The organism is Luteimonas pelagia, assembly GCF_054776035.1.
Genome location: NZ_BAAHCG010000001.1, coordinates 1 through 23827 on the forward strand (window position 1 = coordinate 1; position 23827 = coordinate 23827).

Genomic DNA, 23827 nt, shown 5'->3' on the forward strand with positions numbered 1-23827 from the left:
TCACGGTGTCGCCGCCGGCGATGTTGGCCAGCGCGGTCTCCGGGCTGCGCCAGGCGCAGGCCTGGCCGGTGCCGCTGCCGGGGTAGGGGGCATCGGCGCGGCCGGTGCACTGGCTGGCACTGCCGCCATCGGCGCGGACGTGGAAGGTGCGCCCGGTGCCTGCCGTGGCCACGCCCCCCGAGGGCGGAACGGCCTCGAACGCGTCGGCCGACCCGCAATCGCCGAGTTGCGGCGTCGCCGCCCCGGTGCATGCCAGCAGGCCGGGAATGAGGGCGGACAACGCCACGCCGCGGGTCCAGCGGGGGCTCAATTGCGCCGCCATCGTCGCGCCGCCGGAAACCGGGGGAAGGCATCCTGGCCCGACAGTCCCGGCAGCGCCCGGCTCGCGAGCGGGAAGCGCTGTCCCATCGGGACAGGCGGCGGGACGGGCGTGCCATAGGTCGCGACGAGGCTCGCGGCCCGGGCCTTGAGCAGACCGTAACGTTCGATCAGCCCCACGAAGATCCAGAAGTTCGCCATCACCAGGCGATCGAAGAACGCGCTTCCATACAGGTTGCCCAGCACCATCGAGATCACGGCCAGGGTGAAGCCGAAGGCCACCATCCGTTCCTCGGGTCGCGTGTCCCCCGCGGATCGGCGCAACCAGCCGGCCAGCGACCACAGTCGCCACAACAGCCAGAGCAGGGCAAGCAGCCCGAGCGGCCCGCATTCGGCGAGCACCAGGACGAAGCTGTTGTGCGCATCCATGCCGGGCTGTGTCGTGTAGTGGCCGATCTCGTCATCGAAGCGCCCCAGGCCCACGCCGTTCGGGTGCTCGCGGAACATGTCGACCGTTCCCATCCAGATTTCCAGTCGGGATGCCGCGGTTCCCTCGACCGTTGCCCCATCGACGCCGGGTCCCGGCTGCGCCAACCGGACGCGTTCGATCACGCCACCCGGCAGCACGGAGACGGCGATCACGGTGAAGCCGACAGCGGCGACCAGCGCGAGGAGGACGCTTCGCCTGACGAGCAGGACCATGCTGGCCAGGAGCGCGATGAGGTAGGCCTGCCGCGAGAAGGTGACGAGGATGGCCGCCACGAGGACGAAGCTGCCGGCGATCGCCGTCCAGCGAACCACCCTTCGATGCCGCGTGTAGAGCGCGATCGCCACCAGCATCGGCAGGAACATCGCGAAGAAGACGCCGGCACGGTTCGCCGCCCGGATGTCGCCGAAGGGCCCCGTGGCCCGCTGGTCGGGATCGAACGTGCCGAGGTCGAAGGACAGGCCCTGGTACACCGCCTGCAGGCCGGCCACCACGGACACGACGACCACCAGGCCGATCATCTGCTTGGTCGCCTTCAGGTCCAGTCCGCACCGCCGGTAGGCGAGGTAGAAGAACGGATAGAGGACCGCGGTCTTCGCCTCGAGCAGCGCGCCCGCGGCACCGGCGGTGTCGTGCCAGTGCGCGACGACGAAGCCCAGGGCCATGGCGAGGAACAGCGCCACGAACGGCGGCAGGAGATGGGCCGGCCGCGCGAGATGGGGGGGCTCCGGACGGTGCATGGCCAGAAGCAGGCCGAGCAGCACAAGCGAGAACCCCATGCCGAAGTCCGCCGGCATCAACCCCGTGTGGGGAAGCAGGACGATGGGGATGGCGAGCAGCAGGCGCATCGATCAGTCCGCACCGGGGTCGGGACCGGGACGGGTGCCGGGGCTGGCGCGGAAGGCCGGGGACGGACGGAGCGGGATCATGGCGGCCCGCCTCCTGCCAGGGGGGCCGCCCGGTGCGGCGGCGCCCCGCGGGTGCGCGGCTCCAGGCAGCGTTCGTACACGGCGGAGGTGGCGGCCGCCATCGCGGCCACGCCGTGGTGTCGTTCGACGTGGCGGGCCGCGGCCCGGGACAGCCGGTCGCGCAGGTCCCGGTCGTCCATCCGGCGCATGAGCGCGGCGAGCGCGGCATCGTCGTCGTCGGCGAAAAGCAATCCGCTGCGCCCGTCCTCCACGAGTTCGGGCGTGCCGCCGACCGCCGAGGCCAGGACCGGGCAGCCGGCGGCCATCGCCTCGAGCAGCGCGTTGGAGAGGCCCTCGAACCGCGAAGGCAGCACCAGGAAGTCCGCAGCCTGCATCAATCGGGTCGCATCGGCCCGTTCCCCCAGGAAGCGCACGTCGCCGGCCACGTCCAACGCCCGGGCGAGGTCCTCCAGGGTGGCCCGGAGCGGCCCTTCGCCCGCGATCGCGATGCACGGGCGCCCCGCGGGTGGGATGCGGGCGAGGGCCCGAAGGAGGCACGGCACGTTCTTCGCCGCCACGAGGCGGCCGACGAAGAGGCCGAGCAGGCGACGCGGCACGACCCGCAAGGCCTCGCGAATTTCGCATCGGTCACCAGGCCCGAGGGGCGCGGGCGGCGCGATCCCGTTGCCGATCGCGGTGAACCGTTCCCTCGCGGCGCCGGTCCGGTGGGCCGTGGCCTCGGCGCCCGCGGTGGTGTTGGCGATCACGGCGGCGGCATGCCCGACGACGAGGCGCTTCGCCCACCAGTACCAGGTCGGATGGCGGGGATTCGCGCTCCGCTCGGACGCCACCAGCACCGGCATGCGACCCGAGAGCCTTCGGGCGGGAAGGGACCAGAGTTCGGCGGTCAGCGAGAAGGCGTGCACGAGAGCGTAGTCGCGTGCGCGCAGCAGACGCGCGAACGCCATGACGAAGGGCGGGTCGACCCGGCGCCGCTTGGGCACGTGGTGCACCGGCACGCCTTCGGCCCGCACCGCGTCCAAGAGGGGCGAGGCGTCGCGGAAATAGGCGACTTCGGGCGCCCAGCGCGTCCGGTCCAGTCCGCGCAGCAGGCACAGGAGCTGGCGTTGGCTTCCACCGACCTCCATGCCGTCGATCACCAGCAGCAGCCGATCAGGTCGCATCGGCCGTTGCCCGGGCCATCAGGCCGTGCAGCCTGCGGCCCTCATTGCCCGCGTCGAATTCCAGCTCGATCCGTTCACGCGCGGCGACCGCCAGCCGCCGGCGTAGCGGCGCGTCCCGGAGCAGGCGCTTGAGCGCGTGTGCCAGCGACACGGCGTCGTGCTCGGCGGCGAGCAGGCCGTGCACGCCGTCGACGACCAGTTCCGGCACGCCGGAGACCGGGCAACTCACCACGGCGCACCCGGACGCCATGGCCTCCATCAGCGCCACGGGAATGCCGTCCCGGCTTCCATTGGGCGCGACCTGGCAGGGGAGGGCGAACACGCCGGCCTCGCCCAGCGCATCGCGTACGCGAGGCTGCGGGAGCGCGCCGGCCAGCGTCACCAGATCCTGGAGGCGGCGGCGCGCGATCAAGGACTCGAGGGCCGGCTTCCCGGGCCCGTCGCCGATCACCCTGCACTGGAACGCCATGCCCTGGTCCCGCAGCAGCGCCAGTGCCTCGACGAGCGTTTCGAATCCCTTCTCGGGCGCAAGGCGGCCCACCCCCACGATCAGGTCGCCGGTGCGGCCGTCCGGCTGCCAGCGGACCTGCCGCAGGTCGACGCCGCAATGCACCACCTCCATCTTGCCGCGCGCGATCGGCGACACGTTGGCGGCGAGCCAGTCGACGTTGTGCCTCGAGATGGTGACCGCGAGGGCGGCATCCTCGATCTTGCGCGGCAGGAAGTGGCGGTTCACGAACACGTCGTGCGCATGGCAGGTGAAGCCGAAGGGACGCCCGGTCACCCGCGAAAGCAGCCACGCGGCGGTCGTGGGATAGGTGGACCAGTGCGCATGGATGAACTCCGGGGCGAAGGCGTCCAGCTGCCGGCGACCGCCGAGCGCCCGGAACACGGCGACGATCGACTTGAGCAGGACGTCCGGCTGGCGCCAGGTGTCGGCAACGACCGTACCCAGTGCACGGACCAGGATGCGCGGCGTGGTCGCCAGGGTGCGCAGCGTGCCCGACAGGCCTTCGCGCAGTCCCGCCGGCGGCCATGCCCGCTCCATCAAGCCATCCACGTCGGACGGAAGGGATGTCCCGCCAGCGCGCTTGAGCGAAAGGATCCGTACGTCGACGCCGGACTCCAGGAGCGTCCGGATCTCCCGGACGATGAAGGTTTCCGACAGGCTCGGGAACTGGGACACCACGTAGAGGACCCGGCGCAGCGGCGCGTGCGGCGCCGAGCCGGGCCCGCAGGTCGCGTCGCCGCGCGACGCGGTCCCGGGCGCAGTCACGTCCTCGTCCATGGCCGCCTCCCGCGTCGGGCGGAACTCATCGGGGACCGGATCGGTGCAGGGGTTCACGAGGCGGCCCCCGACCTCACTCCCGCAGCGGGGTCCACGTCACGACGCGTTCGCCGCGAAGGAACCTGACCAGGCTGACCGCGGAAGCGAGGTTGGTCAGCAGGAAGTAGTAGGGATGGGCGAGGAGGCGGGGATTCAACGCGCGGCCGGACCAAAGGAATCCGGGCACGCCGAGCAGGATCGTCGCCGCCTGTGCCGCCAGCAGCGGCACGTACTGGCCGTCCAGCGCGAGGGCGGCGTTCGCAAGCAGCGCGACCAGCCAGAACACGGGCGACAGGTAGCGGAGCACCTTGTGCGACCACAGTTGCCATGCGAACCGGCCGTAACGGAACGGGTCGAGCAGGCTGCGCTTCGACGCGAGTGCGAACAGGCTGCGCAGCCCCACACGGATGCGCATGGAGAGTTCGCGGTCCGGTCGGTCGAGCGTTTCCTCGAAGCAGACCGCATCCGGTTCGAGCACCGTGCGCAGGTCCTGCTCGCGCATGACCATCGCGATCACGAAGTCGCTGATGAGGTCGGGCGGGATCGGCCGGTACGCGCTGCGACGCACCGCGTAGAGCTGGCCGCTCACCCCGATCAGCGATCCGAGGTCGCTTTCCGCCCGGCGCAGCCTCGACTCGTAGCCCCAGTAGGAGGTGCCTCCGGCACCCGTGGCGTCGTCGCCCCGCGCCCGATAGACCAGGCGACCCGCGACGCAGCCCACCTCCGGGTCGTTGAAATTGCGGACCATCGCCGCGACGGCGCGGGGATCGGTCATGGTGGTCGCGTCCATGAACACCAGGATCTCGCCCGTGGCCCTGGCCGCGGCGGCGTTCTGGCAGGCGGTCTTGCCCAGGCGACCCTCGATCCGCAGCAGCTGGACGTTCGGCGCGTCGAACCCCAGCACGATGCCGTCGGTGCCGTCGCTGGAGGCATCGGACGCCACGATCACGTCGTAGCGTTCGCGCGGATAGTCCATCTCGAGCACGTTGCGAAGCTTGCGCCCGATGTCCTTCTCTTCGTTGTAGGCGGCAATGACCAGCGTGACCGTCGGCGTCGACGGCCCCCTGGCCACGCGGCGCGGCGCGACGGTGGCGACGAGGACCGCGAGCAACGGATAGCCGACGTAGATGTAGCCCAGGACGGCAAGCGCACACCAGAGCAGGATTTCGAGCACGTCGTGGGCTCCTCGTCAGCGGGTCCAGGCCACCGCGACCTGGACGGCGTTCTCGTCGTAGGACTGGCCGGCGAGGTTCGAGTCCCGGGTGTTCCGGAACGCCGCCGCGCGCCAGCTCCAGTGGCGCGACAGCTGGTGCTCGATGCCGACCCCGTACACCCGGTCCGTGTCGTCGCGCGGCTGGTTGCGGAACGCGCGGTCGCGCACGAACGCTTCCGCGAACACCAGGGTGCGCGGCCGCAGGCGATAGTCCACGCGGGCGTACCCGCCGTCCTCGTCGCGGTCGCTGGCGGGCCGGTCCAGGAAACGGAGGCGCCGATGCACCGGCCGGACCCGCACGCCGAGGCGTGCGCCGGCATAGCGGTACTCGCCGTCCACGTAGCGCTCGCGGAACACGCCCGGGGTCACCGAGGAGAATTCGGCCAGCGCGGGGATGGTGGCCTGGTCAGGATCCTGGAGCCGGATCACGAGGTCCTGCACGCCGTCGGTGAACTGGTGTCGCGCGCGCAGCCGGAGGCGGCTGCGCGGGGTGGCCTGCCACTGCACGCGGGCCCGCCCGATGGTGATCGAATCATCGGATTCCGACTGGCGGTCCAGCCAGGAATAGCCCAGGTCGAACTCGTACTCCAGGTTCCGCAGGACGGCCTCGTAGCGGCCGAACGCGTCGTGCCGGGTGTAGTCGTCGACGGTCGCCGGAGCGTCGAACTCGGCCCGCGAGGACACGACGTTCAGTGATCCCGTCGCCCTCCGGTTGAACTGCCGCTGGAGGGCGGCGGCCACGCTGTACCGTTGGCCATCGAATCCCGGGGTGACCTCCGCGCGGCTGTCGGCGGCCCGGACATCCACCTGGAGTCGCGTCGACGGCCCGAGGCGCGCGAAGAACGTGGGGCCTCCGAGGAGTACGTTGACCCGCTGCAGGTTGCCGGGATCCCTTGCACCCTCGAAGGAGATCGGTTCCTGGCTGAGGTAGTCCTCCAGCACCAGGTTCAGGCGCCCCGGCACGACGGTCCAGTCAAGCTGGCCCGCGAATTCGCCGCGGGTCTCGTCGGGAAAGCTGTCGTCGACGTAATGCCGCCGCTCCAGTTCGCCCCGGGCCTCCAGGGCGATCCTCGCGCCTTCTTCCCTGACCCGGAAGACCAGCCGGGGCACCACCACGGTGTCAGAGACCGGATCGACCTCGTCGAGGTTGAGGTTGTCGCTGTGGAGCACCTCCACCTCGACCGTGTACTCGACCTCGGCCGCGTCCACCGCGCCCCAGGCGCACACGGCAAGCACGGCCAAGCAGGCGCTTGCCAGGCGCGCGCGTGGCCGCCCGGGGCAGTGGCCTGCACCCGACATGCGTTCACGCGCCTTCATTGAACACCACGCCCGCGAACCGCGCCGGATCGAAGTTGCCGGCGGCCGCGGCGATGTGGGCGGGCGTGTGGTGGCCATAGCCCGCCACCAGGACCACGACATCCGCCAGTTCGGACAGCATGCGCGCATCCGGTGCGCCGAGGACGGGGGGGCCGTCGAGGAAGACGTACCGGTCCGCGTGGCCGGCACGCAGCGAATCGACCAGCAGGCGCATCCGCACCGATGCGAAATGCTCGGTTTCCATGCCCCGGTACCGCGAACGGCCCGCGGGGATCAGCTTGAGGCGGGGAAGCGCGGTGTCGTGGACCACCGTTTCGACGGCGGCCTCGGAATCCTCCAGGTACTCGCACAACCCGGCATGGGCGTCATCGACCTTGAGGGCGACGTGTTGCGTCGGCTGGCGGAGGTTGCAGTCGACCAGTACCGCGCTCCTGGCGGGGTCGAACGTCAGCGCGACCGCGAGGTTCCGCGCGACGAAGCTCCCGCCGCAACCGGTGCCCACGGGGGCCACCAGCGTGACGAAGTTGTCGCTCGACGTCGCCAGCAGGCGGGTCCGCAACTCACGGAACGCATCCACCAGCGGCCGGTGCGCGCCGTCCAGGTACGGAATGATGGCCCGGGCATCCAGGTCCGCGGGCGTCAGGTCGGTCGGTTCCGCGCGGACGATCGCGGTCTTCCCGTCGCCGCGGCGCATGCCCGGCGCGGGTGCGTCGACGAGCGAGTACCCGTGCTGCGTCACAGCACGTCCACCAGTTTCAGAACCATCGCCAACGCATAGACCACCGGGACCGCGACGAGCAGGAGGGTCGCCACGTGGAAGCGCCTGGCGCTTCGCATGGCTGCGCCGTGGGAGGCGTGCGAGGGAATCGATGCGATCACCGGCAAGCCCGCCTCGCGTTCGATCTGCGTCGCGGATCGCGCGCGCGGGTCGTGCCTCACCACCAGCGCCAGCAGGAGGATGGGCACGAGCGTCGCGAACAGCAGCCCCGCGGCCGCGAAATGGACGAACCGCACGCCACTGGGCGCAAGCGGGACGGATGCCGGTTCCTGGATCTGGAACCCGAGGCTGCGCCCGTCGGCATCGAGCGTCATCGAGACGCGCGCGTTCTCCCTGCGCTTGAGCAGGTCCTCGTACATCTCGCGGTTGACGTCATGGGCACGGGTCAGCGCCGCCACTTCGCCCTGGTCTTCGAGGATCCGGCGATTCCGCTCCAGTTCCTCGGCCAGCAGCGCCTGTGCCGTGGCGACGCGGGAGGCGGCCGCGGCGCCCTGGCGCCGGACGTCGACCAGTTGCCCGCGGATCTGGCTGTAGACCGGATTGAGCGACGGCGCGGCGCCCGCCACGGTCGACGGCATGTCCGCTCCACCGGGGTCGGCCGCCTGCGACCGCACCTGCTGGATCTGCTTGCGGACCAGCACCACGTCCGGATGTTTGTCGGTGTAGGTCAGGAGCAGGCGATCCTGCTCGGCCTGCAATGCGGCCAGGCGCGCATTGACCTGGCTCGCGCGGGGCACCGTGGCGACCTGGCTTTCGCGCGAGAGCGAACCGATGACCTGGCGTTCCTGCGCACCGACGTCGGCGAGGTCCATGCGCGCGTTGTCCACGGCGCGACGCAACTCGGCGATCCGGGAGGCGACGTCGGCCTCGACCCCCGGCATGGCATCCGGATGCGCGCTCCTGTAGGCCTGCAGGCGCTCGTCCGCCGCGGCGAGGGCCGTCTCGTAGGTTTCCACCTGGGCGTCGATGAACTGGTATGCGGTCCGGCTTGCGCGGGCCTTGGAATCGAGGACCTGCTCGATCAGCGCCTCGGAGAAGCGCTTCGCCACGCGATAGGCCCGGTCGGGGTCGGAGTCCGCATAGGTGATCTTCACCAGGCTCAGCCCGGGGTTCGAGGACCTTCCGGACGCTCCCTGGGTGACCTCGATGTCCGTCCTGCCGATCACGCCCTTGATGAGGCCGTCCATCTCGGCCGGATCGGGCCGCCCCGTGATCCAGCCGCCGGCGCGGACCACGTCCTCCATCACGCGTCGACTGAACAGGAGCTCGCGCGAGATCACCGCACGCGAGGCGTATTCCACGTCGGCGGCGCGTCCCTCCATGAGCGGAGCGATCGCGCTGTTGTCCTCGACCAGCACCGTGGCCGAGGACTTGTAGGTGGGCGCGTTCATCAGCCCCCAGGCCAGGAAAAGCAACGCGATGGCGGCGAAGATCGTGGCGAGGGGCAGGAGGTAGCGGCGCAACTCCCTGTGTGCGAGCGCCAGGAAGTCGAGCGCCGGAAGGCGCCCGCCTGGCGGGCCGGGCAGGTGCAGTTGGCCGCTGCCATTCACAGCAGCCGCTCCGGCACGGTGATCACGTCACCCGGGGCCACCGGGTAGTTGGTGCTCAGGTCGCCCTGGTGCAGGATCTGGTCGAGCTGGACGCCATAGCTCGCACTTGCACCGCCGGAGGTGCGATGCAGGCTCGACCGGGCGGGCGCCGCGAACTCAGTCACGCCACCGGCCGCCAGCACCGCGTCGAGCACGGTCATGCCCTGGCGGTAGGGGATCGACACCGGCTGCCGGACGGCGCCGGTCACGCGTACGCGCGACAGGTACTCGTGGCTGCGCAGTTCCGTGAGGATGACGGTGACCTGCGGCTCGATCACGTAGTCCGCGAGCTTCGCCTTCACTTCGGCCGCCACTTCGTCGGGCGTGCGCCCCCCGGCGACCACGTCCCCGGCGAGCGGCACCGAGATCTTGCCGTCGGGCCGGACCGGTGCGGTGATGCCGAGCTCCGGGTTGCGCCAGACGGACACCTGGACCATGTCGTCGACCCCGATGCGGTAGTCGACGGGCGCCGGCGCGGTCGCCGGAGGCGCTCCGGACTGGTATGCGCCCGGGCTTGCACAGGCGGCCAGCAGCAGGGAAAGACCCAAGCCAGTAAGGGCGGACGCAAGGCGCATGGCGGTTCTCCGGATTGGCCCCACCTTGCCAACGCCGACCGCATGCACCCTCGGCCAGCCTTTCGTCGCTTGGTGGGCCGCATCGGTCCCGGCATGGGTGCATCCCCGCCGGCCGGACATTCCAGGAAGCGCAGGGTCAAATCCGGGGACAGGGCGGGGCAGGGCGTCCGGACCTGCCAGGTGGCTGCGTTGACCGGGACAACGGGCAACACGGCACGGGTCGCGAATGGCCGCACCGAATCCAAGGCGCATCCTCGTCTGCGGCGGGGCCGGCTACATCGGCAGCCATGCCTGCGCGTCCCTGGTGGCCAGGGGGCTTGGCGTCGTGGTGGCCGACAACTTCGCCAACAGCTCGCCTCGCGTGATGTTGCGCCTGCAACGGATCACCGGCTCGCCGGTCGAGTGCGAGCGCGTCGACCTGCGCGACAGGCGGGCCCTCGCGCGGCTGTTCAACCGGCATCGCTTCGACGCGGTGTTCCACTTCGCCGCGCTCAAGGCAGTGGGGGAGTCCTGCGAGCGGCCACTGGAGTACTTCGACAACAACATCTCGGGCACCATCAACCTCCTGCAGGCCATGCAGGCGGCCGGCGTCCGCCTGCTCGTGTTCAGTTCCTCGGCGACCGTCTACGGGGAACCGGAGGCCGTGCCCGTCGACGAGACCGCGCGCCTGGTGGCCACCAATCCCTATGGGCGAAGCAAGCTGGTCATGGAACAGTTGATCGGCGACGTGTGCCACGCGGATCCGACGTTCCGCGCCGCGACGCTTCGGTATTTCAATCCGGTCGGGGCGCATGCGTCGGGACTGATCGGGGAAGATCCCGTCGGCGAGCCGAACAACCTGATGCCGTACATCTGCCAGGTGGTGACGGGGCGGCGACCGGCATTGCGCATCTTCGGCGACGACTATCCGACGCGCGACGGCACGTGCGTGCGGGACTACATCCACGTCATGGACCTGGCGGCCGCCCACGTCGCGGCGCTGCGCTACCTGGTGGAGGCAGACCGCAACATCACGGTCAACCTGGGGACCGGCCGGGGCGTGACCGTCCTGGAACTCGTCCATGCGTTCGAGGCGGCCTGCGGCCTGCGCGTCCCGAGCGAGACCGTCGGTCGACGGCCGGGGGACGTGGCGGAGGTCTACGCCGATCCGTCACTCGCCCATCGCCTGCTGGGCTGGCGCGCACAGCGCGGGCTGGCCGAGATGTGCGCGGATGCCTGGCGGTGGCAGTCGGGGAATCCGGACGGCTATGCACGGGAACCCCGGGATCCGGTGCGCAGGCGCCGCGTGCCGGCCGCGATCCCGTCCATCGACCTGGCCTCTAAAATTACATAATGTGCATTATGCGCACTTTCGGGTCATGCGCTGCGCCTCGACTTGAGCGCGCCCCATCGCCTCACCACTCCGGCCGCAACGCCATCGCGACGCGCGCCCCGGCCCAGACCAGCGCCATTCCCCCGGCCAGCGTCAGCGCCAGATAGGCGAACGGACCGCCGGCGCGCTCGCCGCGCGCCATCAGCAGCCACTCGATCATCAACGACGAGTACGTGGTGAGGCCGCCCAGCAGTCCCACGATCAGGAACGCACGCCAGTAGAGCGCGGACTGGCCGCGGCCCTGCAACCAGACCGCGAGAAACCCGACCAGGAACGAACCGGCGAGATTCGCCGCCAACGTGCCCCACGGCAGCCCGTCGCCGACCCGCCGCAGCAGGACCCCACCCAGCCAGAACCGGCCCCCGGCACCCACGGCACCGCCCGCGAGCACGAGCAGGAACTGTTGCCACCACAACGACAGGCCCGCGCCCATTCCGGATCTCCCGTACCGTTCCGATCCAAGCTTTCCCGAGCGCGCGGACACCCGCAAGCCGCTGACGCGCCATCTGCAACACTCGACGCGGGTTCAGGCCGGATCGCCTCCCGATCCACCGTTGCCCTGGCGCAGCGCCTCGCGACGGCGCGCGCGGATCGACTCGATCTTCTCGCCAAGCTTGAGCTCGAGGCCCCGTGGCGCGGGACGGTAGTACACCCGTTCTCCCATCGCGTCCGGGAATCCGGACTGCGCGAACGCCACCCCCTCGGGGGCGTCGTGGTCGTACGCGTAATCCTTGCCGTAGCCGAGTTCGCGCATCAGGCGCGTCGGTGCGTTGCGCAGGTGCAGGGGGACGTCCTCCGTCCCGCCCTGCGCGACCTCCGCCCGCGCGGCGTTGAACGCGGCATAGCCCGCATTCGACTTGGCCGTGCTCGCCAGGTAGAGGACGAGCTGAGCCAGCGCCAGTTCGCCTTCGGGGCTGCCGAGCCGTTCGTAGGTATCCCATGCGTCCAGGGCCATGGCCTGCGCGCGCGGATCGGCCAGGCCGATGTCCTCGATCGCGATGCGCGTCAGGCGGCGCGACAGGTAGGCCCGGTCGCAGCCGCCATCGAGCATGCGGACCAGCCAGTACAGCGCGGCATCGGGATTGGAACTGCGGACGCACTTGTGGAGTGCGGAGATCTGGTCGTGGAACTGCTCCCCGCCCTTGTCGAAGCGCCGCGTGCGGTCGGCGAGCACCTGCGCGAGCACGGTGCCGGTGATCCGTCCTTCGTCGCTCCCCGCCTCCGAGGCCAGGCCGGACGCGATCTCGAGCAGCGTGAGGGCACGGCGCACGTCGCCGTCGGCGGCCTGCGCGATGTCCTCGAGGCCCTCTGCATCGATCGAGATGCCCTGCCCACCCAGGCCGCGCTCGGAATCCTCGAGCGCGCGGCGCAACACGCCGGTGATGTCCGCCGCGGACACCGCCTCCATCACGTGCACGCGGCAGCGCGAGAGCAGCGCCGAGTTCAGTTCGAAGGACGGGTTCTCGGTCGTCGCGCCGACGAACACGATGGAACCGCGCTCGATGTGCGGCAGGAAGGCATCCTGCTGCGCCTTGTTGAACCGGTGCACCTCGTCGACGAAAAGCACGGTCCGACGCCCCTGCTCGAACCGCATCCCCGCCTCCGCAAGCACCTGGCGGACCTCGGGCAGCCCCGACAGCACGGCGGAGATCGAGCGGAACTCGGCATCGGCGTAACGCGCCAGCAGGAGCGCGAGCGTCGTCTTGCCGCACCCCGGCGGGCCCCAGAGCACCATCGAGTGGATACGGCCTCGCTCGATCGCCTGGCGCAATGCCGAACGTGCGTCGAGCAGACGGCGCTGGCCCGCGATCTCGTCGAGGTCGCGCGGGCGCATCCGGTCCGCCAGCGGGCGCAGGTCTTCCGAGGCATCGCGGGACAGCGGGGCGAGCAGGTCGTTCCCCTGCCCCGGGGACATGTTTCCGGCCATCTTGGGTGTGTCTGTGGCGGACAGCGGCGGCCCGGAGGCTGCTATTGGACCACCCTCCAACGCGGCCGCGCCAACCGACTGCCGTCACGGCGCCGTGGCAGGTGCAGTGTGTTCGGGGAATCCGCGGGTCAGGCGGGTGGCGTCCGGCTGCCGCCGGAGCCCGCTTCAGAGTGCCGCGAGGCCGGTACCCAGCGTGTCCCCGCCGCCGAGTTCGTAGTCCACCTGGATCCAGGTGTTCTCGACGCGATCGAAGACCCCCTGCAGCTGCACGGGCGCCTGGCCTTCAGGCCCGAAGTCCGCCACGCCCTGCCCGCTCGCCACCGCATGGCGGGCATCGCCACCGGAAACCTGGACATCCAGCAGGGCGAACGAAACGGACTGCGCGTCGAACTCGGCCGCGAGTCGGCGCCCGACCTCGTCCTCGAGCGCACGCGAATCGACGCGGGCGGCACCCTCGACGGATGACTGGTCGAGCGAAATCGAGGGGCTCAGGACCGTCAAGGTCGCCGTGTCATAGAGCGCCTGGAACGTCACCGGCAACCACGCGCCGGATCCCTCGATGCGGATGTCGCCGCGCCCGGTCAATGCAAGGTCGCGGCGGCTGACCGGCTTGGATTCGAGCGCGTCGATCCGGAATTCGACGTCGCGGCCATCGAACTGCGCCTGCAGCGCACCGATCACGGCCACGGCGACGGCGTCGTGGGTGCCCTGCGCGGGCGCGCTGGCCGAGAGCGGCACCGTGGCCGACACGGTCGTGGACCCCTCCCCTGCCCCGGGCACCACCTGCGCGGCGATCGCGCTCGCGGCGAGGAGGCTGCTGGCGACAAGGGTGCTGGCGAGGGAGGTGCGGCGCATCGTGGAATCCGTCATCCAGAGATTCGGCGCGGGCAATCCGCGCCGGACGGGACCACTTTGCGTTCGATGGGGTCGGTGGTTCGTGAGCCGGCGAGGCGCCAGCCTGAATCACGTCCGAATCGTCACTTCCTCGATGCCGCCTTCACGCGCGGGTGGTCGCGCCACCCGCGCATGCGGCGGATCCGGCATCTTTCAGCGTTCGCCGATCACGTCGGCGCCCGCCGGCGGCGTGAACCGGAACGTGGTGGACGCGAACCGGGGATTGCGCTTCCAGCCACTGAACGTGATGGCCGTGCGCTGTCCCAGGGCATCGGTCACGTCCATCCGCACCAGCTGGTTTCCGCGGAAGCCCAGGCGCGCGGTCTTGAAGCTCGCGTCGTCCTCGTTCGCGGGCGTGAGGCGCAGCCACTCCAGGCCGTCGGCCGTGCCGGCCTCGGCAATGCGGAAGCGCTTGTCCCGCTGGGCCGGGTCGAGCAGCGCGGCAAGCGGGCTGTTCCGTTCCTCGGGCCCCTGGGTCCGCACCGTCACCTGCTCCAGGTCCGGATCGTGGACCCACACCTTGCTGCCGTCGGCGACGATCAGCTGCGGATATGGCTTCACGTACTCCCAGCGGAAATGGTCGGGGCGCGAAAGCGCGACGCGGCCGGTCGAGGTTTCCTTGAGCTTGCCCCCGTCACCGTAGACCTTCTGCTCGAAGCGCCCGTCCAGGCCCTCCAGGCCCTTGCTGAAAGCGTTGAGGTCGTCGAGCGCCTCGGCGGACGCGACGCTGGCGAAGGTCGCGCCGGACACGACCGCGGCTGCCAGCAGGGCACGGCGGAAGACGGATTTGCACTTCATGGTGGACCCTCGTTTGCAGGCAAGGCGGCCAGTCTCGGCGAGCCGACCTGAATGCGCGATCACGCGATCATGGGACGCCCGGACGGCGTTCAGCCGCGCGGCGGCGGCGGCGCGAGCACGGTGCGGTCGCCATTGTGTTCTGGGGGACTGACGACACCGGCCGCCTCCATCGCCTCGATCAGGCGGGCCGCGCGGTTGTAGCCGATCTTCAGCCGGCGCTGCACGCCGGAAATCGAGGCGCGCCGCGTCTCGGTGACGATCTTGACCGCCTCGTCGTAAAGCGGGTCCGACTCGTCCCCGCCCCCGCCGCTCTCCGGCAGGCCGGTCGCGCCGACGACCACGCCGTCGCCCATGGGCTGAACTTCGTCCAGCACGCCCTCGATGTAGTCCGGGCCGCCGCCCGACTGCTTGAGGTGCTCGACGACGCGGTGCACCTCCTCGTCCGAGACGAACGCGCCATGCACGCGTTCCGGCATCGCGGTGCCGGGTGGCAGGTAGAGCATGTCGCCGTGGCCGAGCAGCGTCTCGGCGCCGCTTTGGTCGAGGATCGTGCGCGAGTCGATCTTGCTCGACACCTGGAAGGCGATGCGCGTCGGGATGTTGGCCTTGATCAGGCCCGTGATGACGTCGACGGACGGGCGCTGCGTGGCGAGGATCAGGTGGATCCCGGCGGCGCGGGCCTTCTGCGCCAGGCGCGCGATCAGCTCCTCCACCTTCTTGCCGACGATCATCATCATGTCGGCGAACTCGTCGATGATGACGACGACGTATGGCATCGGCTCGAGCTGCGGCGGCGCCTCGGAGACGCCCTCCTCCGGCTTGAACAGCGGGTCGAGCATCGGCTGGCCGGCGTCGGCCGCGTCCTTCACCTTCTTGTTGAAGCCGGCGAGGTTGCGCACGCCGACCGCGCTCATCAGCTTGTAGCGGCGCTCCATCTCCGCCACGCACCAGCGCAGGCCGTTGGCGGCCTCCTTCATGTCGGTCACGACCGGCGCCAGCAGGTGCGGGATGCCCTCGTAGACGCTCAGCTCGAGCATCTTCGGGTCGATCATCAGCATCCGCACGTCGCGCGCGGAGGCCTTGTACAGCAGGCTGAGCACCATCGCGTTCACCGCGACGGACTTGCCCGAACCGGTGGTGCCCGCCACGAGCAGGTGCGGCATGCGCGCAAGGTCGGCCACCGTCGGCCGGCCGCCGATGTCCTTGCCGAGCGCCAGCGTCAACGGGCTGCCGGCCTTGTCGTATTCCTTCGAGCGCAGGAGCTCGGAGAGATAGATCATCTCCCTGTGCGAATTCGGGATCTCAAGGCCCACGACCGACTTGCCCGGGATCACGTCGACCACGCGCACCGCCTTGACCGACAGGCCGCGCGCGATGTCCTTGTCCAGCGAACTGATCTGGCTGACCTTGACCCCGGGCGCGGGCTCGATCTCGAAGCGCGTGATCACCGGGCCCGGGTACGCGCCGACGACCTCCGCGTCGATGCGGAAGTCCTTGAGCTTGAACTCGATCTGGCGCGACAGCGTGCCGAGGGTCTCCTCGCTGTAGCCCTTGGGCTGCGGCTTCGGATCGTCCAGGAGCGCCAGCGGCGGGATGCCCGAGCCGTCCCCGACGTGGAACAACGGGATCTGCTGTTCGCGCTTGGCGCGGTCGCTTTTCTCGACGACCGGCGCCGGCGGCGGCTCGATCTTCACCGGTGCGCGCTTGGCGCGCAGCTCCGTGTCGACCTTGCGCACCTCCTCGCGGGCCTCGCGCAATGCACGCGCCCGCTGCCAGTCGCCGGCCTGCTGGCTGCCGCGCCGGAACAGCTTCGCCAGCCAAGGCCCCGCCGCCAGCGTCCAGCCGCCAATGCGGTCCATCGCCCGGAACCACGACAGGCCCGTGGCCAGCGTGGTGGAGATGAGCAGCAACGCGACCAGGAACAGGTTCGCGCCCATGGGGCCGAACGCGCGGTAGAGGGACCGTCCGACGATCTGGCCGAGGATGCCCCCGCCGCCCGCGGACAGGTCGACGACCGCGCCCATCCTCAGGTGCAGGAAGCCGGCCGCCGCGACCAGGAACCCGACGATGCCCACCAGCCGGAGCGCGGGCCCGAGGTCGGCCTCGCCGTCGCCGTCGCTGTCCATGCCGAACAGCGCGATCCAGGCGATCAGCCCGAGCATCACCGGCAACAGGTAGGCCACGTAGCCCGTCAGGTAGAGCAACACGTCGGCGAGCCATGCGCCAACGCGACCACCGACGTTCTCGAGCGGCGCGGTGACGCTGCCCGAATGCGACCAGCCCGGATCGCCGGGCGAGAACGTGAACAGGCTCGCCAGCAGGTAGAGCAGCAGCGGCGCGATGGCGATCAGCGCCAGGTCGCGCCACAGGCGCGACCGGCGCGGGACCTCGGCTTGCGCCTTGCGGCCGGCACGGGGGGATCGACTGCGTTCCGGGAGCTCGCGTGCCACCGTGCGGTTAAACCTCAGGAACCTGCTGCAATCGACTGATCCTACATCAAATTCAGGTTCCGCCCGAACGGGCCGGACGGAACCCGTGGGCGGCCGTCAGAGGACCATGTCCTGCAGCGCGGGATGGACCAGGCGTCCGTTCTCGACATTGATGCCGCGGACCAGTGCCTCGTTGTTGCGCCAGGCCTCGCCACCGGCCAGCTTCGCCACCCACGGCAGGATCGCCGCGCAGATCGCCTGCGAGCTGGTCTGCGGCACTGCGCCGGGCATGTTGGTGACGCAGAAGTGGGTGACGCCTTCCTCGATGTAGGTCGGCTGGGCCCAGGTGGTGGGGCGCGAGGTCTCGAAGCAGCCGCCCTGGTCGATCGAGATGTCCACGACGACCGAACCGTCCTCCATGCCCTTGAGCATCTCGCGGTTCAGCACGTGCGGCGCCTTCGCGCCCGGGATCAGCACCGCGCCGACCACCAGGTCCGCCGACGCCACCTGGCGCGCGACCTCGTCGTCGTACGGGTACAGCGCGGTGACGTTCGACCCCAGCCGCATCATCTCGTCCATGCGGTCCTGGCGCTTCTCGAACACCACCACGTTCGCGCCGCCGGCCGCGGCCAGCGCGGCGGACGCGCCACCCGCCTGCCCCGCGCCGAACACGACGACCTTGCCCCGCTCCGTCGACGGCAGGCCGCCGAGCAGCTTGCCCTTGCCGCCCTGGGGCTGGTGCAGGAGCGTGGTCCCGACCTGCGTGGCGATCTTGCCCGCGATGATCGACATGGGCGCCAGCAGCGGAAGCTCGCCGTTGTCCAGTTCCACGGTCTCGAACGCCACGCCGGTCAGGCCGATGTCGAGCAGCTTGCGGGTCAGTTCCGGCTCGGGCGCCAGGTGCAGGTAGCAGAACAGCAGGTGGTCGCCGCGCAGGTGCATCAGGTCGCCCGCGATCGGCTCCTTGACCTTCACGATCAGCTGGCCCTTCTCGTACAGCGCGGCCGCGTCGGGGGCGATGTTCACGCCGAGGCGGGCGTACTGCTCGTCGCTGAAGCCCGACTTCAGGCCCGCGCCCTGCTCGATCCACACTTCGTGGCCGCGACGGACCAGGTCGCCCGCGGCCGCCGGGACGAGGGCGATCCGCCCCTCGAGTGTCTTGGTCTCCTTGGGAACGCCGATCCGCATTGCACTGCCTCGCTGGATAAAAAAACGCCGGCCAGGGCGGCCGGTCGCCGGATCGCGGTCGCGCCACGCGCGCCACGGTTGGGTTTCGCCTTGTCATCGCCGGCCGGCGTCGCCACTCTATGGCGCTGCCGGCGGCTCGCGCCCCGGTGCGGCCGACGCGTCAAGGCCGGCGATTATACCCGCGCGCCCCACGCCTCCACACCGGCGCCGGACGCCGCCTCCCCTCATTCCGACCCGGATTCCAATGACCTCCGCCAAGCATTGCCGCCTGCTCATCCTCGGCTCCGGCCCCGCCGGCTGGACCGCAGCCGTCTACGCCGCCCGCGCCAACCTCAAGCCGGTCGTCGTCACCGGCCTGCAGCAGGGCGGCCAGCTGATGACCACGACCGACGTGGACAACTGGCCGGGCGACGCGCACGGGCTCCAGGGCCCCGAACTGATGCAGCGCATGCAGGCGCATGCGGAGCGCTTCGACACCGAGGTCGTCTTCGACCACGTCCACACCGCGGACCTGTCGTCGCGCCCCTTCCGGCTGAAGGGCGACTCCGGCGAGTACACCGCGGACGCGATCGTCATCGCCACCGGCGCCACCGCGAAGTACCTGGGCCTGCCGTCCGAGGACGCGTTCAAGGGCCGGGGCGTCTCGGCGTGCGCGACCTGCGACGGCTTCTTCTACAAGGACCAGGACGTCGCCGTGATCGGCGGCGGCAACACGGCGGTCGAAGAGGCGCTTTACCTGTCGAACATCGCCCGCAAGGTCTACCTGGTGCATCGCCGCGACACGCTGCGCGCCGAGAAGATCATGCAGGACAAGCTGTTCGCCAAGGTGCAGGCGGGGAAGATCGAGCCGGTCTGGCACCACGTGGTGGACGAGGTGCTCGGCAACGACGCCGGCGTGACCGGCCTGCGCCTGAAGTCCGCGCAGGACGACAGCACGCGCGAGATCACCGTGCACGGCATGTTCGTGGCGATCGGCCACACCCCCAACACGTCGCTGTTCGACGGGCAATTGGCGATGCACAACGGCTACCTGGAGATCCGTTCGGGCCTCGCCGGCGGCGCGACGCAGACGTCGGTCCCGGGCGTGTTCGCCGCCGGCGACGTCGCCGACCAGCACTACCGGCAGGCGATCACCTCGGCCGGCTTCGGCTGCATGGCCGCGCTCGACGCCGAGAAGTTCCTCGACAAGGGCGAGTAGCGCGGGGATCCTCGGCGGGCCGCCCGGCCGCGCCCGGCGCGATGGTCACGCCATGCCGACCCTCCGCATCGTCGACACGCTCAAGGACGTCCCCGCGGCGGCGTGGGACGCCCTGCACGACGGCGGCAATCCGTTCGTCTCCCATGCGTTCCTCGCGGGCCTGGAAACCGGGGGCTGCGTGCTACCCGCCCACGGCTGGCGGCCGGCGCACCTGCTGCTCGAGGATGCCGGCCAGCTGCGGGCCGCGGCCCCGGGTTACGTCAAGGGCAACTCGCACGGCGAGTTCGTGTTCGACCACGCCTGGGCCCATGCGTACGCGCGGCAGGGGCTGGAGTACTACCCGAAATGGCTGTGCGCGGTGCCCTACTCGCCCTGCAGCGGCCCGCGGCTGCTCGCGCGGGACCCGGGCGACCGGGAGATGCTGGTCGCGGCGATGGCCAGCCTCGTCTCGCGCGCGAACCTGTCCTCGGCCCATGTCAACTTCCATCGCGGGGACGAGGACGCGGCGTTTCCCGACGATTGGCCCGCGCGCCTGGACATCCAGTACCACTGGACGAACGGCGGCTGGCGCGATTTCGACGCGTTCCTCGACGCGATGGACCACCGCCATCGCAAGAACATCCGCCAGGAGCGGGCGAAGGTCGCGCGAGCCGGCATCACGCTTCGCGTCGCGCACGGCGACACCCTCCTGCCCGGCGACGTCGCCGCGATGCACCGGTTCTACCGCCGCACGTTCGACGAACGGGGCAACCTGCCCGCGCTGACCGAAGGCTTCTTCAACCACCTTGCGCAGGCGATGCCCCGCGCGCTGGTGCTGGTGCTGGCCGAACGCGATGCCACGCCGATCGCCGGCGCCCTGTTCCTGCGCGGCGGCGACACGTTGCACGGGCGGTACTGGGGCGCGGACGAACACGTCCCGGGACTGCACTTCGAAGCCTGCTACTACCAGGGCATCGAGTACTGCCTGCGCGAAGGCCTGGCGCGCTTCGAACCCGGCGCGCAGGGCGAGCACAAGCTGTCGCGCGGCTTCCTGCCCGCGCTGGTGCGGAGCCGGCACTGGATCGCCGACGTCCGGTTCCGCGACGCGATCGACCGGTGGTGCACCGAGGAGCGCGCCGTGGTCCGCGAACACGCACGCAGGCTGGCGGACCACGGTCCCTTCCGCCGCAACGTCGCCGCGCCCGCATGACCATGAGCGGCGTGCCCTGCCTGCTGTCGACCGACCCCGCATCGCCCTTCCCCGATCCGGCCCGCGCCCTGCGCCGTCCGGACGGGCTGCTGGCGGTCGGGGGCGACCTGTCGCCCGTGCGCCTTGCCAACGCGTACCGGGCCGGCATCTTTCCCTGGTATTCCGAAGGGCAGCCGATCCTGTGGTGGAGCCCCGATCCGCGGACCGTCTTCCGGACCGATGCGGTCCACCTGCCACGCCGCTTCCGGCGCACCCTACGCGGCAGCGACTGGGTGGTCGTGGCCGACCGCGACTTCGCGGCCGTGGTGGATGCGTGCGCGACGGCGCCCCGCGCCGGACAGGACGGCACGTGGATCACCCGCGCCATGCGGGACGCCTACGCGGCCCTGCACGCGGTCGGCCTCGCGCACTCGATCGAAGTGCGCGACGGCGACGACCGACTCGTCGGCGGGCTCTATGGCGTGGCCGTCGGGCGGATGTTCTTCGGCGAAAGCATGGTGAGCCTCCGCAGCGGTGGCTCGAAGGTTGCCCTGGCGGCACTGGCGCTGCGCATGTCCGGCTGGGGTTGGCCGCTGCTGGATGCGCAGGTGGACAATCCGCACCTGCGCGCCCTCGGCGCCGGGGCGATGCCGCGCGACGTGTTCCTCGAGGCGATCGGCACGCTCGTCGCACGGCCCGGCGTGGCCGACTGGCCGTCGGCGTTCGGTCGTCTTCCGGCGCGCGTCCTGTCCGACCGTCCGGACGCTTAACGGTTTCTTTGCGAACAGGGCGCGCGCGTGGCAGAATGCCCGCCCTTCGGGCGCCCTAGGGTGCCCAACCACGCGGGCCCGCCCCGCCACTGCAGGACCCCCATGGCGAAAGACGACGTCATCGAATTCGAAGGCACGGTCTCCGAAACCCTCCCGAACACCATGTTCCGGGTGAAGCTGGAGAACGGCCACGAAATCATCGCCCACATCTCCGGCCGGATGCGCAAGCACTACATCCGCATCCTCACCGGTGATCGCGTCAAGGTCGAAATGACCCCGTACGACCTCACGAAGGGCCGGATCACCTACCGGATGAAGTGAGTCGGCCGTCGCGGCGCACCGGCCGCGGCCGCGCCCCCGGCGCACGTCCAGGACGGTGATCGCCGTCCCCGCACATCCCACTTGTGGCACATGGCTCCCTGTCGGCGGGCCGCCGTATCCTGCGGCGACCTATTGCCGGGGGATACCCATGCATCGTCGATTCGCCGCGGGACCGCTTGCCCTTTCCATCGCGTTGGCCCTGTCGGCCTGCGCCACGACGACGCGTGACACGGCGCCGGCACCGGTCGCCGGTGAATCGGCGCAGTCGGAGTCGCAGCGGCTCAACGCCTGGTTCGAGGAGAAGTACGAGGAGGAGCTCCGCTTCAGCCCGGTCACGCTGACCTTCCTCGGGCGCAAGGAACTCTACGACCAGCTCGACGACATGTCCGAGGCCGCGCAGGACGCGCAGCTGGCGTGGCGCAAGGCCACCGTCGAGGAGATGGTGGCCGGGTTCGACTACGACGCGCTCGACGCCGAGACCCAGCTGTCCTACGACCTGTGGAAGCGCCAGTACGAGCTCGAGCGCGACGGCCTGCAGTTCCGCGACAACGTCTACGTCTTCAACCAGATGCAGGGCGCGCAGTCCTTCCTTCCGACGTTCCTGATCAACTTCCACCGCGTCGACACCGAGGCCGACTACCTCGCGTACCTCGCGCGCATCGCCGCCGCGCCGCGCGCCATGGACCAGTTGCTCTCGCGCGCGAAGGAGAACGCGGAAGCCGGCTACCGCATGCCGAAGTTCTCCTACGAGGGCGTGCTGGCCGAATCGCGCAAGGTCGTCTCCGGCGCACCCTTCGACGCCGGCGCGGACTCCGCGCTGTGGGCCGACCTGCAGTCGGAGGCCGATGCGCTCGTCAAGGCGGGCAAGATCGACGCGGCCCGGGGCGAGGCGCTGAAGGCACAGGCCCGCGAGGCGCTCGTCGCCCACGTGGCGCCGGCGTACGCCAAGCTGATCGCGTGGGCGGAGGCCGACATGGCCAATGCCATCGAGAATCCGGCCGGCGTGGGCACGACGCACCCCAACGGCGAGGCCTACTACCGCCACCAGCTGCGGATGCACACCTCCACCGACCTGACGGCCGACGAGGTCCACCGGATCGGCCTGTCCGAGGTCGACCGCATCCACGGCGAGATGCGCGCGCTGATGGACCGCGTCGGCTTCGAAGGCGACCTGCAGGACTTCTTCGCCTTCATCTCGACCGACCCGCGCTTCAAGTTCCCGGACACGGACGCCGGCCGCCAGGCGTACATCGACGAGGCCACGCGCGCGATCGACAACATCAAGAAGGCGCTGCCCGACTACTTCGGCATCCTGCCGAAGGCGGACCTGGTGGTGCGCCGCGTCGAGCCGTTCCGCGAGCAGGACGGCGCCGCCCAGCACTACTTCCCGGGCACCCCGGACGGCTCGCGGCCGGGCATCTACTACGCGCACCTCTCGGACATGAACGCCATGCCCAAGCCCGAGCTCGAGGTCATCGCGTACCACGAGGGCCTGCCGGGGCACCACATGCAGATCTCGATCGCGCAGGAGCTGACCGGCGTGCCCGAGTTCCGCACCCAGGCCGACTCGACGGCCTACGCCGAGGGCTGGGGGCTGTATTCGGAGTGGCTCGCGCGCGAGATGCCGGGCACCTACCAGGATCCCTATTCCGAGTACGGCCGCCTGAGTTCCGAGCTCTGGCGCGCCGTGCGCCTGGTCGTCGACACCGGCCTGCACGCCAAGGGCTGGACCGAGCAGCAGGCGGTCGACTACTTCAACGCGAACACGGCCAATCCGGAGGCGGCGATCCGCGCGGAGGTCCAGCGCTACATCACGTGGCCGGGCCAGGCGACGGCCTACAAGATCGGCATGATCCGCATCCAGGAGATGCGCCGGAAGGCCGAGGCCGAGCTGGGCGACAAGTTCGACATCCGCGGCTTCCACGACGCCGTCCTGGGTGGCGGCGCGTTGCCGATGCCGTTGCTGGAGCGTCGCATCGACCAGTGGATCGCGGCGCGCAAGGCATCGTGATCCGGCGTTAGGAACGCGTCTCAACCCATTGAAAAGGCGGCCATTGGCCGCCTTT

20 protein-coding genes and 1 pseudogene are annotated in these 23827 nt (G+C 70.5%); 6 read left to right on the forward strand and 15 right to left on the reverse strand.

Annotated features, from left to right (window positions below):
- From ACYU7H_RS00005 to ACYU7H_RS00045, 9 genes and pseudogenes are all read right to left on the reverse strand, one after another.
- Window positions 1–286: pseudogene (locus ACYU7H_RS00005) on the reverse strand (hypothetical protein); the annotation flags it as partial.
- A 20-nt stretch (window positions 287–306) separates the two neighbouring features.
- Window positions 307–1653 carry an O-antigen ligase family protein gene (locus ACYU7H_RS00010; protein ID WP_460811473.1) on the reverse strand — a complete coding sequence of 449 codons (1347 nt, stop codon included), beginning with the start codon at window positions 1651–1653 and terminating at the stop codon, window positions 307–309.
- A gap of 77 nt (window positions 1654–1730) precedes the next feature.
- Window positions 1731–2897: a glycosyltransferase gene (locus tag ACYU7H_RS00015; protein ID WP_460811475.1), complete on the reverse strand. Its 1167-nt coding sequence runs from the start codon at window positions 2895–2897 to the stop codon at window positions 1731–1733.
- Window positions 2887–4185 carry a glycosyltransferase family 4 protein gene (locus ACYU7H_RS00020; RefSeq protein ID WP_460811476.1) on the reverse strand — a complete coding sequence of 433 codons (1299 nt, stop codon included), beginning with the start codon at window positions 4183–4185 and terminating at the stop codon, window positions 2887–2889. Before ACYU7H_RS00020 ends, ACYU7H_RS00015 begins: the two co-directional genes overlap by 11 nt.
- 73 nt (window positions 4186–4258) lie before the next feature.
- Entirely contained in the window at window positions 4259–5398 is a 1140-nt protein-coding gene (locus ACYU7H_RS00025) for a glycosyltransferase family 2 protein (protein ID WP_460811477.1), read from the reverse strand.
- A gap of 15 nt (window positions 5399–5413) precedes the next feature.
- Window positions 5414–6679 carry a hypothetical protein gene (locus tag ACYU7H_RS00030; RefSeq protein WP_460811479.1) on the reverse strand — a complete coding sequence of 422 codons (1266 nt, stop codon included), beginning with the start codon at window positions 6677–6679 and terminating at the stop codon, window positions 5414–5416.
- A gap of 61 nt (window positions 6680–6740) precedes the next feature.
- Window positions 6741–7493, reverse strand: coding sequence for a CpsD/CapB family tyrosine-protein kinase (locus ACYU7H_RS00035; protein ID WP_460811481.1), 753 nt, complete (start codon window positions 7491–7493; stop codon window positions 6741–6743).
- Window positions 7490–9082, reverse strand: a complete 1593-nt coding sequence (locus tag ACYU7H_RS00040; protein WP_460811483.1) for an XrtA system polysaccharide chain length determinant — start codon at window positions 9080–9082, stop codon at window positions 7490–7492. Before ACYU7H_RS00040 ends, ACYU7H_RS00035 begins: the two co-directional genes overlap by 4 nt.
- Entirely contained in the window at window positions 9079–9696 is a 618-nt protein-coding gene (locus tag ACYU7H_RS00045; protein WP_460811485.1) for an XrtA/PEP-CTERM system exopolysaccharide export protein, read from the reverse strand. Before ACYU7H_RS00045 ends, ACYU7H_RS00040 begins: the two co-directional genes overlap by 4 nt.
- 226 nt (window positions 9697–9922) lie before the next feature.
- Between ACYU7H_RS00045 and galE the strand changes: the two genes are divergently transcribed.
- The gene (gene galE / locus ACYU7H_RS00050; protein WP_460811486.1) at window positions 9923–11029 is read left to right on the forward strand and encodes a UDP-glucose 4-epimerase GalE; all 1107 of its coding nucleotides are present in this window, start codon (window positions 9923–9925) and stop codon (window positions 11027–11029) included.
- 61 nt (window positions 11030–11090) lie between these two features.
- Here the strand turns inward: galE and ACYU7H_RS00055 are convergent, their stop codons facing one another.
- From ACYU7H_RS00055 to ACYU7H_RS00080, 6 genes are all read right to left on the reverse strand, one after another.
- Window positions 11091–11501 (reverse strand): CrcB family protein, encoded by a 411-nt coding sequence (locus tag ACYU7H_RS00055; protein WP_460811488.1) that lies wholly within the window; start codon window positions 11499–11501, stop codon window positions 11091–11093.
- A 93-nt stretch (window positions 11502–11594) separates the two neighbouring features.
- A complete protein-coding gene (locus ACYU7H_RS00060) occupies window positions 11595–12983 on the reverse strand; it encodes a replication-associated recombination protein A (protein ID WP_460812997.1) in 1389 nt (462 codons plus the stop codon).
- A gap of 177 nt (window positions 12984–13160) precedes the next feature.
- Entirely contained in the window at window positions 13161–13865 is a 705-nt protein-coding gene (locus tag ACYU7H_RS00065) for a hypothetical protein (RefSeq protein ID WP_460811489.1), read from the reverse strand.
- A 177-nt stretch (window positions 13866–14042) separates the two neighbouring features.
- Window positions 14043–14687 (reverse strand): outer membrane lipoprotein chaperone LolA, encoded by a 645-nt coding sequence (lolA, locus tag ACYU7H_RS00070; RefSeq protein ID WP_460811491.1) that lies wholly within the window; start codon window positions 14685–14687, stop codon window positions 14043–14045.
- Between the two features lie 89 nt (window positions 14688–14776).
- Window positions 14777–17137 (reverse strand): DNA translocase FtsK, encoded by a 2361-nt coding sequence (locus ACYU7H_RS00075; RefSeq protein WP_460811492.1) that lies wholly within the window; start codon window positions 17135–17137, stop codon window positions 14777–14779.
- 96 nt (window positions 17138–17233) lie between these two features.
- Window positions 17234–18304, reverse strand: a complete 1071-nt coding sequence (locus ACYU7H_RS00080; protein ID WP_460811494.1) for an alanine dehydrogenase — start codon at window positions 18302–18304, stop codon at window positions 17234–17236.
- Between the two features lie 244 nt (window positions 18305–18548).
- Here ACYU7H_RS00080 and trxB point away from each other — a divergent pair, with 244 nt between their 5' ends.
- The 5 genes from trxB (at window position 18549) to ACYU7H_RS00105 (ending at window position 23772) form a co-directional block, all read left to right on the forward strand.
- The gene (gene trxB / locus ACYU7H_RS00085; protein WP_460811496.1) at window positions 18549–19502 is read left to right on the forward strand and encodes a thioredoxin-disulfide reductase; all 954 of its coding nucleotides are present in this window, start codon (window positions 18549–18551) and stop codon (window positions 19500–19502) included.
- A gap of 52 nt (window positions 19503–19554) precedes the next feature.
- A complete protein-coding gene (locus ACYU7H_RS00090; protein ID WP_460811498.1) occupies window positions 19555–20691 on the forward strand; it encodes a GNAT family N-acetyltransferase in 1137 nt (378 codons plus the stop codon).
- A gap of 2 nt (window positions 20692–20693) precedes the next feature.
- Window positions 20694–21440 carry a leucyl/phenylalanyl-tRNA--protein transferase gene (aat, locus tag ACYU7H_RS00095; protein WP_460811499.1) on the forward strand — a complete coding sequence of 249 codons (747 nt, stop codon included), beginning with the start codon at window positions 20694–20696 and terminating at the stop codon, window positions 21438–21440.
- A gap of 102 nt (window positions 21441–21542) precedes the next feature.
- Complete coding sequence (gene infA, locus ACYU7H_RS00100) at window positions 21543–21761, forward strand: translation initiation factor IF-1 (protein ID WP_095209467.1); 219 nt, start codon at window positions 21543–21545, stop codon at window positions 21759–21761.
- A 148-nt stretch (window positions 21762–21909) separates the two neighbouring features.
- A complete protein-coding gene (locus ACYU7H_RS00105; RefSeq protein ID WP_460811501.1) occupies window positions 21910–23772 on the forward strand; it encodes a DUF885 domain-containing protein in 1863 nt (620 codons plus the stop codon).
- The last annotated feature ends 55 nt before the right edge of the window (window positions 23773–23827 follow it).

Excerpts from the sequence above, each read along its gene's own strand:
- ACYU7H_RS00090 (WP_460811498.1), top strand. The coding sequence starts at position 19,555 with ATGCCGACCCTCCGCATCGTCGACACGCTCAAGGACGTCCCCGCGGCG.
- trxB (WP_460811496.1), top strand. The coding sequence starts at position 18,549 with ATGACCTCCGCCAAGCATTGCCGCCTGCTCATCCTCGGCTCCGGCCCC.
- ACYU7H_RS00080 (WP_460811494.1), bottom strand. The coding sequence starts at position 18,304 with ATGCGGATCGGCGTTCCCAAGGAGACCAAGACACTCGAGGGGCGGATC.
- ACYU7H_RS00015 (WP_460811475.1), bottom strand. The coding sequence starts at position 2,897 with ATGCGACCTGATCGGCTGCTGCTGGTGATCGACGGCATGGAGGTCGGT.
- galE (WP_460811486.1), top strand. The coding sequence starts at position 9,923 with ATGGCCGCACCGAATCCAAGGCGCATCCTCGTCTGCGGCGGGGCCGGC.
- ACYU7H_RS00010 (WP_460811473.1), bottom strand. The coding sequence starts at position 1,653 with ATGCGCCTGCTGCTCGCCATCCCCATCGTCCTGCTTCCCCACACGGGG.
- lolA (WP_460811491.1), bottom strand. The coding sequence starts at position 14,687 with ATGAAGTGCAAATCCGTCTTCCGCCGTGCCCTGCTGGCAGCCGCGGTC.
- aat (WP_460811499.1), top strand. The coding sequence starts at position 20,694 with ATGAGCGGCGTGCCCTGCCTGCTGTCGACCGACCCCGCATCGCCCTTC.
- infA (WP_095209467.1), top strand. The coding sequence starts at position 21,543 with ATGGCGAAAGACGACGTCATCGAATTCGAAGGCACGGTCTCCGAAACC.
- ACYU7H_RS00020 (WP_460811476.1), bottom strand. The coding sequence starts at position 4,185 with ATGGACGAGGACGTGACTGCGCCCGGGACCGCGTCGCGCGGCGACGCG.
- ACYU7H_RS00045 (WP_460811485.1), bottom strand. The coding sequence starts at position 9,696 with ATGCGCCTTGCGTCCGCCCTTACTGGCTTGGGTCTTTCCCTGCTGCTG.
- ACYU7H_RS00060 (WP_460812997.1), bottom strand. The coding sequence starts at position 12,983 with ATGTCCCCGGGGCAGGGGAACGACCTGCTCGCCCCGCTGTCCCGCGAT.
- ACYU7H_RS00065 (WP_460811489.1), bottom strand. The coding sequence starts at position 13,865 with ATGACGGATTCCACGATGCGCCGCACCTCCCTCGCCAGCACCCTTGTC.
- ACYU7H_RS00055 (WP_460811488.1), bottom strand. The coding sequence starts at position 11,501 with ATGGGCGCGGGCCTGTCGTTGTGGTGGCAACAGTTCCTGCTCGTGCTC.
- ACYU7H_RS00105 (WP_460811501.1), top strand. The coding sequence starts at position 21,910 with ATGCATCGTCGATTCGCCGCGGGACCGCTTGCCCTTTCCATCGCGTTG.